The sequence below is a fragment of the Halobacteriovoraceae bacterium genome (genome assembly GCA_020635115.1).
Taxonomy (GTDB): Bacteria; Bdellovibrionota; Bacteriovoracia; order Bacteriovoracales; family Bacteriovoracaceae; genus JACKAK01.
In genome coordinates this window covers 269,605-281,284 of the sequence record JACKAK010000007.1, presented here as the reverse complement: position 1 = coordinate 281,284, position 11,680 = coordinate 269,605, and the positions used below count along the sequence as shown (strand labels likewise).

At 33.9% G+C, this 11,680-nt stretch carries 12 protein-coding genes; 9 read left to right on the top strand and 3 right to left on the bottom strand.

Going from position 1 to position 11,680, the window contains the following annotated elements:
• Positions 1-4 precede the first annotated feature (4 nt).
• Positions 5-1,963: a hypothetical protein gene (locus H6622_13050; protein ID MCB9062442.1), complete on the top strand. Its 1,959-nt coding sequence runs from the start codon at positions 5-7 to the stop codon at positions 1,961-1,963.
• A gap of 3 nt (positions 1,964-1,966) precedes the next feature.
• Here H6622_13050 and H6622_13045 read toward each other — a convergent pair whose 3' ends face one another.
• The 3 genes from H6622_13045 to H6622_13035 all read right to left on the bottom strand — a co-directional run bounded on the left by H6622_13045 (position 1,967) and on the right by H6622_13035 (position 4,451).
• The gene (locus tag H6622_13045; GenBank protein ID MCB9062441.1) at positions 1,967-3,136 is read right to left on the bottom strand and encodes a transposase; all 1,170 of its coding nucleotides are present in this window, start codon (positions 3,134-3,136) and stop codon (positions 1,967-1,969) included.
• Positions 3,137-3,159: 23 nt separating this feature from the next.
• Positions 3,160-3,603, bottom strand: a complete 444-nt coding sequence (gene tnpA, locus H6622_13040) for an IS200/IS605 family transposase (protein ID MCB9062440.1) — start codon at positions 3,601-3,603, stop codon at positions 3,160-3,162.
• Positions 3,604-3,731: 128 nt separating this feature from the next.
• On the bottom strand, positions 3,732-4,451 hold the full coding sequence (locus H6622_13035) for an NTP transferase domain-containing protein (protein MCB9062439.1): 720 nt from the start codon (positions 4,449-4,451) through the stop codon (positions 3,732-3,734).
• 153 nt (positions 4,452-4,604) lie between these two features.
• Between H6622_13035 and rfbB the strand changes: the two genes are divergently transcribed.
• The 8 genes from rfbB to H6622_12995 all read left to right on the top strand — a co-directional run bounded on the left by rfbB (position 4,605) and on the right by H6622_12995 (position 11,680).
• On the top strand, positions 4,605-5,624 hold the full coding sequence (rfbB, locus tag H6622_13030; protein ID MCB9062438.1) for a dTDP-glucose 4,6-dehydratase: 1,020 nt from the start codon (positions 4,605-4,607) through the stop codon (positions 5,622-5,624).
• 14 nt (positions 5,625-5,638) lie between these two features.
• Positions 5,639-6,514 (top strand): glucose-1-phosphate thymidylyltransferase RfbA, encoded by an 876-nt coding sequence (gene rfbA / locus H6622_13025; GenBank protein MCB9062437.1) that lies wholly within the window; start codon positions 5,639-5,641, stop codon positions 6,512-6,514.
• A gap of 11 nt (positions 6,515-6,525) precedes the next feature.
• On the top strand, positions 6,526-6,894 hold the full coding sequence (locus H6622_13020) for an FdtA/QdtA family cupin domain-containing protein (protein MCB9062436.1): 369 nt from the start codon (positions 6,526-6,528) through the stop codon (positions 6,892-6,894).
• A complete protein-coding gene (locus H6622_13015; GenBank protein ID MCB9062435.1) occupies positions 6,891-7,979 on the top strand; it encodes a DegT/DnrJ/EryC1/StrS family aminotransferase in 1,089 nt (362 codons plus the stop codon). The genes H6622_13020 and H6622_13015 overlap by 4 nt, the downstream gene beginning before the upstream one ends.
• An 86-nt stretch (positions 7,980-8,065) precedes the next feature.
• Positions 8,066-9,286, top strand: a complete 1,221-nt coding sequence (locus H6622_13010; protein ID MCB9062434.1) for a methyltransferase domain-containing protein — start codon at positions 8,066-8,068, stop codon at positions 9,284-9,286.
• A 14-nt stretch (positions 9,287-9,300) separates the two neighbouring features.
• On the top strand, positions 9,301-9,762 hold the full coding sequence (locus H6622_13005) for a dTDP-4-dehydrorhamnose 3,5-epimerase family protein (protein MCB9062433.1): 462 nt from the start codon (positions 9,301-9,303) through the stop codon (positions 9,760-9,762).
• 8 nt (positions 9,763-9,770) lie between these two features.
• Positions 9,771-10,748: an NAD-dependent epimerase/dehydratase family protein gene (locus H6622_13000; GenBank protein MCB9062432.1), complete on the top strand. Its 978-nt coding sequence runs from the start codon at positions 9,771-9,773 to the stop codon at positions 10,746-10,748.
• Positions 10,745-11,680, top strand: a complete 936-nt coding sequence (locus H6622_12995) for an SDR family oxidoreductase (GenBank protein MCB9062431.1) — start codon at positions 10,745-10,747, stop codon at positions 11,678-11,680. Before H6622_13000 ends, H6622_12995 begins: the two co-directional genes overlap by 4 nt.

Below are 11,680 nucleotides of genomic sequence, written 5' to 3'. Positions count from 1 at the left end.
AATCATGATATATTTTATACTATTGATACTTTTTTACTGTGGATTAGGGCAACAAATTTCTAAAAGAATTCCCCTACCCCAATCATTCCTTTTAAGTGCACCAATTGGATTTTCAATTGCAACGATTTTTTCTAGTATATTTTATAAACTAGGGATTGCGTTAAGTTATCAATGTATATTCTTAGGGATAGTTTCATTTCTAAACATATTGATTGAGAGAAAATCAATTTTAAAAATTTTAAAAACAAATCTCACTATCTATTCAGTGGGGCTTGCTGTTAGCTTTTTTTTACTCTTACCCTATTATACTGGTGGCCCTCAATTTTATTCCTTCCAAGGGAATCATTGGGATAATTTCTCATATCTAGGCTCATCCATCAGTTACAGTAAAGACAGTTTTGAGTTTTTAAAATCAACTCCCGAAAATGAGCTCGTGAACAAACCCATAGCACTTACTGGAAAAAGAAATCTCTCAGTTCGACCTTCAATCAATATTACGCATGCACTCACTTCTTTTTTTTCAATGAGCTCAATGATAGATAATCATTATATTTTTCTGTGCTCTCTTTGGTTCTTAACATTTAACGCATTGTTATTTGGACTCATCACTTTTTTTAAATTTAAGTTTTCAAAATCAACCCTTGTGGCCATGGCCTTCGTGCTTGGTTTTTTTGGCCAATATATATTCGATATAAATGCCTGGAGTCATATGGGGGCCTTCTCACTCATCCTCTCATTGAATTTTCTAGCATTTTGTTTTGTTAGAAATAAAAATAATCTCAATTTCTATTTTTATCTTTCACTCGTTATTCTTGGGGGAGGAGTGCTCTATATCTACCCTGAAATCTTACTCTTTCATGGGCCGTTTTTTGTTGCCCTCCTTGGGTATGGAATCTATACAAAAAAATTGAACCTGATTGATTCCACTAAAATTTTAGGTACATTTGGCTGTGTTCTCATTCTAGGACTTTTCTTCTATGAAGGTTCAATCGGTTTTATCATTCGTCAATTTACTGAATCAAATTCATCCCAAAATACTTTCTGGACCTATTTCCAAAAATACTTTTTTGGACAGGGTGATTTACTCATTGATCTCAAAACAGCAGCTGAAAATACTTTTATCAAATTAGGCTTCGATAATAAAGAAGAGGCCATCAAAAATATTCACTGGCCCACATTTGTCAAAGATTTTTTCTTCAGTGGAAATGGCCTAATTCAACTCTTTGTCTTAGCTATTAATCTTCTCGCTGGTTTTTTTGGACTTTACTTCATCACCCCAATACACAATCTTGGTACAATACAACTCATTTTGTGGTCTTTAACTCTCGCATTATTTCTAATTTCATTAAAATATTCTATCTTCAAAAATATTAAAAACTATATCAAAAATTTAGATTTTCAATTATTACTCCTCTATTTAACTATCCTTCTAAGCATTTGCTCTATATTTATTCTCAAAAAACAACTTTGGTCCTTAGGAAAAGCACTCACCTATATTTCGCCTTTTCTTTTTATTCTCATCTCTTACTCATATTTAAAAGAAGTAAAATTATTTAAAAATATTTCATTAATCTATATATTTTTAAATATTATCTTTGGCCTATATCGCCCATTGGCCGCAATGAATGAGAATGGAATTCATTATAGTTACCCCCCTTATCCATCTATCCATGATGGTTCAAGAGAAGTAAAACTCAATTATGATCTTTCTTTGAGAGATCTTCGAAAAAAGATTAAATCATGCAAAGGCATAAGCGTAGATGTTAAAAATTTATGGGCCAGAGAACATGTCTTTTTTTACTTATATGAACATGATATTCCATTCACTTCTGACTTATCTATTTGGAGTTATGTCGATACTGAAAATGATTTAGGTCACATGAAAAAAATTGCTACTGATTGTGTATTAAATGACGATTTTATTTTGACATACTCCCCATGGATAAATCCAGGGGATTCTTAGGGTTCAAGCAACGCGAACCTGAGCGAACTCAGGAATTACCACATCTAACCCCAAGGAAGATGCCCCTTCCTTTAAAATATTAATTGCTGCGTTTAAATCTCTGTCCATTTCATGACCACATTCACATCTGTATACACGGTCTTTTAAATGAAGTTCATCTTTTAATTTAATGTTTCCGCATTTTGAACAAAGTTTAGAACTTGGAAAAAATCTATCCACTTTATGAAGGGTTTTTCTGTGTTCAACTGCTTTGAATTCCAAAATTTGCAAAAACATTGCAAAAGAATAGTCTGAGATTTTTCTTCCCCAAAGGCGCTTCATGCCTTCAAGATTTAAGTCTTCAAAAAAGATGTAGTCGTATTTTTGAACAAGTTCGAGTGCCATTTTAAAATGAGCATCTCGTCTTTTGTTTGCAATTTTCCTATGAACTCTTGCAAGTACTTTACGACTCTTCTTTCGGTTTTTTGAACCTTTTAACTTTTTTGAATGCTTTCTCGATTTGTTTTTTAGTTCATCGAGGTGAACATTTAAAAACTCAGATGATTCGTACACACTTCCGTCACTTGCAGTCAAAAAAGATTTTAATCCGAAGTCAAACCCCGCGCTTTTACCCGTCGCCGGCTTGCTGTTGGAAGGAATAAATTCTTTTTCAAGCACACAGCTAATTGAGATGTACCAATCTCCGACTGAGTCTCTTGAAACTGTTATTGTTTTTGGTGTTCCAATTATTTTTCTAGAATTATTATATCGATACCAAGTTTTTCCAATTTTAACTCGACCTTTTTCTTCATCAAGCTTCCACCCTGCTTGCTTTAAAGTGAATGATTTTGCTTTTCTAAAGGGCTTAAATTTTGGCGGAGCAAATCTAGGTCCATTTCTCCGTTTACACCACTTAAAAAATGCGTCGTATGATTTATATAGCCTATCTGTTACGTCCTGAATCCCTTGGGAATACCCAGGTGCCCTCCATTCAGGTTTTTGACCTCTATCCATTAATTTTTTAAGGTGTTTTTGCAGATTGTTTTTGCTTGGGTTTTTACCGAATAATTTATAGTGCTTTTTAATCAATGCTAATGAATGATTATAAATTTGATTAAATACAAATAACTCTTGTTCAAGTTTTCTTGCTTTTCTTTTGTTGTTGAATAATTTGTATTTAAAACTTTTTCTCATATATTGTATAATAGAGGATTTAATTACCCCCTTCCGTTATTATTCCATCCTTTTTCTTTAATATCTTGGTATCTCGTTTTTTGATTTGCTACATATTGTTTTACGATTTCGAGTGGTGCTCCGCCAACCGTGCTTACAAAATAACTATTTGTCCATAATGTTGGGAGTTTCTTTTTCAATTCAGGAAATTCTTCTCTTAAAATCCTTGAGCTTCTCCCTTTTAGTATTTTTACTAATTTATGAACTCCAAATTGAGGGTCACATTCAACAAGAAGATGAATATGGTCTTTATCGCATTCAACATCAAATAGTTCACATTTTAATTCATTACATATATCTTTAATTATTTTTTTAAGCCTTTTTTCAACGGCTCCAACAAGTATTTTTCGACGATATTTTGGACACCAAACGATATGATATTTGCATGAATACGAAATATTGTTATTATTCTTGTATGTGATATTCATGACATCAGGATATCATACAGTGCATTATAAATCAAGTATTATTTAGGGGTATTTAAAAAATACCCCGGTCTGATATCCCCATGTCTAAAGTCAGGGGCTTTACGACCATTTTTGGTAAAAATTATGAATTAAAGGTTTTTTCTCAAAAAAGTATTTAATTCTTCTAAACCATCAATAGATCCAATTTCATAAAAACGCTGACCAACTTCAAAACCTTGAAGCTTATTATCTTTGAGTGACTTTTGAAAAACTTCGCTTAGATCAAAGATTTCCAGATCCTTGAAATTTTCAAAAGCTGACTTTTGAAAAATATTAAAACCCCAATCAATGTGTTTCATGTCCGAAGTTTTATCTATTTTATCATATTTTACAATGTCACCATTTTCAAAATAAACATTTGAAGAATCATGCAGATCTTCATTGTGATATACTGTCATGAGTGCATTATATTTTGTTTCGTCAAATGATTTAAGGATCTTTGAATAATCATAGAGCAAATAGGAATCACCGTATAATACGACAAATATATCTGTTAATAAATCTAGACTGTTTTTGGTCGCTCCACCTGTTCCTAAACGATTTTTTCCATCATGACAAAAAGCAATATTAAAATCCTTAAATTCTTTGTTGCCTTCAAAGGCCTCTTCAACCAATTCGCCAAGATAACCTGTAGAAAAGATAATATTTCTAAATCCATTTTTTCGCAAAAGCTCCAACTGATGGAATAGAAATGGTCTTCCGGCCACTTCAAGCAAAATTTTGGGAAATTTTTCTGTAAGTGGACGCATTCTTGTGGCCAATCCTCCGGCCAATACTAAAACACTTATATCACCAGTACTACGCTCCATATAAACTCCATCATTCAAAAACAATCGAAAGAGTATCAATATTTATATAACTTTACTATTAACACGCATAGTTATTCACAGGTGTTTTTTGCCCTATAAATACTCTAGTCATAATGCTATAAAGAAAGTGATAAAAACGTATCCGGAGAAATTATGGGGCAACAAACTATTCTTGTGACGGGTGGTTCTGGCTTTATTGGCTCAAACTTCATTAAGTACATAATCAATAAATATCCACAATACTCTATCATAAATTTGGATGTTCTCACTTATGCTGCTAACCCCCAATTTTTAGAACACTTTAAAGATCATCCACAATACAAGTTTATTCAAGGTAATATTTGCAACAAACAACTCATTGATAAAATCTTTGCTGAATACAATATCCACGATGTAATTCATTTTGCAGCAGAATCTCATGTGGATAACTCAATCCAGACTCCAGAAGTTTTTATCCAGTCAAATATACTTGGAACTTTTGTCTTATTAGATAAAGTCAAAAACGTATGGCTAGATGAAAACTATAAAGTCAAAGCTGGTTTTGAAACATCAAGATTTCATCATATATCAACAGATGAAGTCTTTGGCTCTCTTGGACAAGAAGGACTCTTTAGTGAATTTACTCCCTATATGCCCAACTCTCCCTACTCTGCTTCAAAAGCAGCGTCAGATCATTTGGTCAGGGCCTATAATAAAACATATGGACTAAATACAACTCTTACAAACTGTTCAAACAACTTCGGCCCTCATCAACATGATGAGAAGCTTATCCCCACAATTATTAGAAATGCCATAAATAACAACTCTATTCCAGTTTATGGTAAAGGTGAAAATATTAGGGATTGGTTATTTGTTGAAGATCACTGCAAGGCCATTGATTTGGTATTTCATAGATCAGAAAGTGGCCAGACTTATAATATTGGAGGAAACAATGAATTAAGAAACATTGATCTTGTCTACTCCATTTGTCGCAAACTTGATGAGTTAGTTCCAAGAAAAAATCATACAAAATACGAAGATTTAATTACATTTGTTCCTGATAGACCAGGACATGATCTTAGATATGCTATAGATGCTTCAAAAATAGAAAATGTCTTAGGTTTTAAAGAAATATCTAAATTTGATGATGCCATAGAAAAAACAATTCAGTGGTATTTGGCAAAATACATATAAATAAGGAATCACCGATGAAAGGTATTATATTAGCAGGTGGCAGTGGAACGAGACTTTATCCCGCTACATTCTCAATATCTAAGCAATTAATCCCTGTTTATGACAAACCAATGATTTATTATCCTGTCTCTATTCTGATGACCATGGGTATTACTGAGATATTAATTATTTCCACACCTGAAGATTTACCCCTATTTGAAAAACTTTTTGGGACTGGTCAACAAATTGGGCTCAAGTTTAGTTACACAGCTCAAGAAAAACCAGAAGGAATAGCCCAAGCTTTCCTCCTTGGAGAAGAGTTTATTGGAAAAGATCAGGTAACATTAATCTTAGGAGATAATATTTTTTATGGACATGGTCTTCCTGAATTACTTATTTCATCAAGTAAAGAAAACCAAGGAGCAACCATCTTTGGACATTATGTAAATGATCCAGAAAGATATGGAGTAGCTGAATTTGATTCCGAAGGAAAAGTTATTTCTCTAGAAGAAAAACCCAAACAACCTAAATCAAAATATGCCGTCACTGGCCTATATATTTATGATAACAAAGTTGTTGAATATGCTAAGAGCTTAAAACCCTCAGCTAGAGGTGAGCTAGAAATAACGGATTTAAATAAAGTCTATCTCAACAATGACAATTTAAAAATTGAGTTACTTGGTAGAGGAATTGCGTGGCTTGATACAGGGACACATGAATCTTTATTAGAAGCATCTAACTTCATATCGATCATTGAGCAAAGGCAAGGTTTAAAGATTGCTTGCCTTGAAGAGATTGCCTATAGACAAGGACTTATTTCAAAAGAACAAGTGGCCACACTAGCTGCACCTATTGCTAAAAATGGATACGGACAATACTTACTTGAACTCATCAAATATAAAGAAAATTAAAGAGATCAAATATGCCTAACCTCGTAGAACTTCCCTTATATAAAGACGACCGTGGTTCACTAACTGTTCTTGAAAAAGAAATCCCTTACCCTATTAAAAGAATATTTTATATATATGATGTTGCTCCTGGTGCCGAGCGCGGTGGACATGGCCATTTCAAAACAAAGGTTTCACTCATTGCACTAAGTGGACATTGTCATATAAGAGTTAACAACGGAATTGAAAAAAATAATTATCGATTAGATTCACCCACAAAGTGTTTGCATCTAAATCCTGAAGATTGGCATATTCTAAGTGACTTTAGCAAATCAGCTGTCATTCTTGTCCTAGCATCTTCTCCTTACGATAAAGAGGATTATTTTTATGAGGAACCAAAATGATAGACTACGAAAATCTTTTTAAAGTTAATGAGATCTTTCATGAAGAATTCAAAAAAGAGTTTTCACATTTTTTAGAAAGTGGTTGGTTCATTCTTGGACAGAATGTCAGCGAGTTTGAAAAAGAATTTGCTTCTTATTGTCAATGTAAGCATTCTATTGGAGTTGCTTCTGGACTTGACGCTTTAACCTTAGCACTGAAGTATTTCGAGTTTCCAACTGGCCTGGAAGTTATTGTTCCATCAAATACTTACATTGCGACCATTCTATCAATTCTAAATTGTGGACTCAGGCCAGTACTCGTAGAGCCAGACATTCGTACCTATAATATTGATCCTTCCAAAATTGAACAAGCTATTACTGACAAAACTTGTGCGATTATGGTTGTTCACCTATATGGTAAAGTCTGTAATATGGATCCAATCTTAGAAATATCTAAAAAATATAATTTAAAGCTCATCGAAGATTGCGCTCAATCTCATGGAGCAAAGTATAAGGGTAAATCAGTTGGTTCTTTCGGTGACATGGGTGCCTTTAGTTTCTATCCAACAAAAAATTTAGGCGCCTTAGGTGACGCCGGAGCAATTACAATAAATAACGAAGATTACATCTCTAAACTCACAGCGCTTAGAAATTATGGTTCACATAAAAAATATTATAACGAATATTTAGGAATGAACTCTCGCTTAGATGAGCTTCAAGCTGCATTTCTAAGAATAAAACTAAAAGCAATGGATAGAATTACCGAACATAAAAAAATGCTGGCCGATATTTACCATAAAGGATTATCCGACAGATTTATCAAACCTATTCGTGAAGACAACTACGATGATGTTTTCCATATATATAATATCAGACATGAAAGAAGGGATGATCTCAAAGAATTTCTTCTTAAGAATGAAATCAAAACTGAAATCCACTACCCAGTTGCACCTCACCACCAAGTGGCCATGAGGGGAGTATTTGAAATGGACAATGCATTTCCAATCTCAGAAGAAATCCACGCAACAACACTTAGCTTACCCATTTCTTTTGCCAACACGAAAGAAGAAATTGAGCGAGTAGTGGAAGTACTTAACACATTTTAATGCAGCATGATATTTTTATTAGAATTTGATAAAAGTAACAAAAAGAAATATATTAAACGCCCAGTTTCAATTTTACGGGAGGAATGATGGCCAAGTGTTTAGTTTGCGGTAGCGAGTATGAATCTTTTATAAATTTCGGAAAACAACCTGTAGCTAATAGATTCATTCCACCAGGGGAATATGAGTCAGAATATTTTTTCGAGATGAAAGTAGGATTTTGTGAACATTGTAAAATGGTTCAACTAGAAAACCAGCCTGAAAGAGAAGAAATGTTCAATGAAACCTATGCTTTTTATTCCTCTACATCTGAATACATGAAAAAACATTTTCAAAAATTTGCTGAGAGTATCAAAAACAAATACTGCACAACTGAAAATCCATTTGTGGTTGAAATGGGCAGTAACGATGGCATCATGATGCAAAATTTTAAAAACTGGAATATGAGACACCTTGGAGTTGAACCTTCAAAAAACGTTGCAGAAGTGGCCCGTTCAAAAGGCATTAACACTATTAATGAATTTTTTAGTGAAGAACTGGCCCAAAAAATAATTGCCGAATATGGCCAGGCGGATGCCTTTTTATCTGCAAACGTAATGTGTCATATACCTTATATCCATTCAATTGGAGCAGGAATTGCAATGCTCTTAAAACCAAAAGGTGTCTTGTGCTTTGAAGATCCTTATATCTGTGAAGTTATCGATAAAACTTCTTATGATCAAATTTACGATGAGCATGTTTTTCTATTTTCTGTCATGTCCGTATCAGCTGCTTTTGAACGCCATGGACTTGAAGTTATAGATTGTGAATACCAAATCACTCATGGTGGATCAATGAGATACACTCTTGGCCATAAAGGGCAACATCAAATCTCTGAAAATGTAAAAAAACAGCTTGAATATGAAAAGAAAATGGGAATAGACAAACTTGAAACCTACCAGCAGTTTGCAAAGAATGTTGAAAATTCTAAAAATCAATTATTGGAACTTTTAACGAGTCTTAAAAAAGAAGGCAAAAGAGTTGTTGGATATGGTGCAACCTCTAAAAGTACAACTGTACTTAACTATTGTGGTATTGGCCCTGAGTTTATCGATTTTATCAGTGACACTACTCCAATCAAGCAGGGAAAAGTGACTCCAGGGACTCATATACCAGTAAGACCTTATGAAGAATTTTCAAATGATATGCCAGAATATGCACTCCTTTTTGCTTGGAATCACAAGGATGAAATTATGGCCAAGGAAGATGACTTCAAAACTCAAAAAGGAAAATGGATTACTTATATTCCGGAAGTCCACATTTTTGAATAGGTTTAATTATGAACATAATTGAAGGTGTACAGTTTAAAGAGCTTGTCACTCACACTGATAAGCGAGGCTTTTTTAGGGAAATCATACGCCAAACAGATGACCCTTTTTTTAACGTCCCTTTTGGACAGTGGAGTCATTCTTTTATCTATGACGGAGTTATTAAGGCCTGGCACTACCACAAGATTCAGACAGATTATTTCTATGTTGTCTCTGGTGTTCTTAGAGTTGGTCTTTGTGATCTAAGAGAAGATTCACCAACTTTTAAACAGGTTATGGATTTTCAGATGGGTGATTTTCAAAAAGCAAGTTGTGTCAAAATTCCTCCAGGTATTGCTCATGGAGTAAAGTGTATCCAAGGGCCCTGTAATTTATTGTATATGATGTCTCATATTTATAACCCCGATGATGAAATCAGAATTCCTTATAATTCAAAAGATATTGAATTTAATTGGCATGACGACTATGAAATTACTTAAAGGTAAAAATGAATCATTTGGACGAATGTTTTTTTGATAATAAAAAAGTTCTCATCATTGGTGCTTCTGGCTATATAGCAAATGCAGTTTTATCCCAATTACTGAATTTTGATTGTGAAATCACAAGATTTTCTCGTCGTGAACTTGCACCAATGAATGGACACAAGGCCAAAGTAAAAAATCAATTAGTTGATTATAAAAATTTGAGTCATTTTGAATCTGACATTAAACAGGCAGATATCATCTATTTCTTAGCGGCACAAACAAGTCTGTATAAGGCCGAAGACAACCCATGCATGGATCTATCAGATAATCTCATTCCGCTGATTTCGACTCTAAAAATATGTGAAAATAATCAACATAAACCTATATTTATCTATGCAAGTACGGCCACTGTTTTTGGGTATAAAAATAAAGTTCAACTTGATGACTATTCTCCTATTGATCCTTCAACAATTTATGACCTCAATAAATCTATTGGTGAACAGTATATTAGCTATTACTCAAAAAAATCTTTACTCAAAGGTGTCACTCTTCGTTTGGCCAATGTCTATGGACCTGGGACAAAAGAAAGTTCAAATGACAGGGGTGTTATCAATTTTATGGCCAAAAGGGCCGTGAATGGAGAGACACTCACAATCTTTGGTGATGGAGAATTTATAAGAGATTATATATATATTGAAGACGTAGCAAGTGCATTTAATCTATCTGCAGAGTATGCTGATCAACTCCAAGGTGAGTGTTTTATCATTAGTAGTGGTGAGGGCCGTACGATAAAAGAAGCAATTTCAAAAATAGCTCTTATCTTAGAAGAATTAAGTGAAAAGAAGGTAGAGATTCTTCACGTAGCTCCACCTGAGGGACTCTCCCCTATCGAGATGAGAAATTTTATTGGAAATTCATCAAGATTTAAGAAAATAACCAATTGGTCCCCACAGTTTGATTACGACAAAGGGATAGAATTAACCATAAGGAATTTTTTGTGAAATTATTAGTTACAGGTGCTTTAGGACATATAGGATCGAAATTAATCAGGGAATTTCCCAAGCATATACCTGGTGGTGAAATCATTATGATTGATGACTTATCAACGCAGAGATATTGTTCACTTTTTAATCTTCCTACAGAAGGCAACTATAAATTTTTTGAAGACAATATTCTCACGGCCGAGTTCGATAAATATATGGACGGCGTAGATGCTGTTATTCATCTTGCGGCCATCACTAATGCTGCTGGCAGTTTTGATAAACAAAAAGAAGTAGAAGAGGTCAATTTCATTGGAACAAAAAGAGTTGCAGATGTTTGTGCAAAATATAAGGCCAAGTTTATCTTTCTTTCAACAACAAGTATCTACGGTACTCAGGCCGATGAGGTTGATGAAAATTGTTCTAGAGATGAGCTCGCTCCACAAAGTCCATACGCTCAATCAAAATTTGATGCTGAAGAATATCTCAAGGAAACAGCTCCTCTTTCAGGTTTAGAATATGTGACGTTGCGTTTTGGAACTATTTTTGGAACTTCACCGGGGATGAGGTTTCATACAGCTATTAATAAATTTTGCTGGCAAGCAGTTATGGGAACGCCATTGACCGTATGGGAAACCGCCCTTGATCAGAAGAGGCCCTATCTCGATTTAAAAGATGGAATTAATGCGATTCTTTTTATTTTGAAAAATAATATTTTTGATGGTGAAATTTATAATGTACTTACCAGCAATGCGACAGTCAGAAACATAACTGAAGCAATTAAGGAGCACGTGCCTCATTTAAAAATTAACTTTGTTTCTACTGCCATTATGAACCAACTTTCATACAATGTTAAAAATGAGAAATTTAAGCAGCTTGGATTTGAATTTAATGGAAATCTTCCACTGGCCTTACAGGAAACAATCAAGCTGATTAAAAAATCAAATTCCTAA

Excerpts from the sequence above, each read along its gene's own strand:
- H6622_13050 (MCB9062442.1), top strand. The coding sequence starts at position 5 with ATGATATATTTTATACTATTGATACTTTTTTACTGTGGATTAGGGCAA.
- H6622_13045 (MCB9062441.1), bottom strand. The coding sequence starts at position 3,136 with ATGAGAAAAAGTTTTAAATACAAATTATTCAACAACAAAAGAAAAGCA.
- tnpA (MCB9062440.1), bottom strand. The coding sequence starts at position 3,603 with ATGAATATCACATACAAGAATAATAACAATATTTCGTATTCATGCAAA.
- H6622_13035 (MCB9062439.1), bottom strand. The coding sequence starts at position 4,451 with ATGGAGCGTAGTACTGGTGATATAAGTGTTTTAGTATTGGCCGGAGGA.
- rfbB (MCB9062438.1), top strand. The coding sequence starts at position 4,605 with ATGGGGCAACAAACTATTCTTGTGACGGGTGGTTCTGGCTTTATTGGC.
- rfbA (MCB9062437.1), top strand. The coding sequence starts at position 5,639 with ATGAAAGGTATTATATTAGCAGGTGGCAGTGGAACGAGACTTTATCCC.
- H6622_13020 (MCB9062436.1), top strand. The coding sequence starts at position 6,526 with ATGCCTAACCTCGTAGAACTTCCCTTATATAAAGACGACCGTGGTTCA.
- H6622_13015 (MCB9062435.1), top strand. The coding sequence starts at position 6,891 with ATGATAGACTACGAAAATCTTTTTAAAGTTAATGAGATCTTTCATGAA.
- H6622_13010 (MCB9062434.1), top strand. The coding sequence starts at position 8,066 with ATGGCCAAGTGTTTAGTTTGCGGTAGCGAGTATGAATCTTTTATAAAT.
- H6622_13000 (MCB9062432.1), top strand. The coding sequence starts at position 9,771 with ATGAATCATTTGGACGAATGTTTTTTTGATAATAAAAAAGTTCTCATC.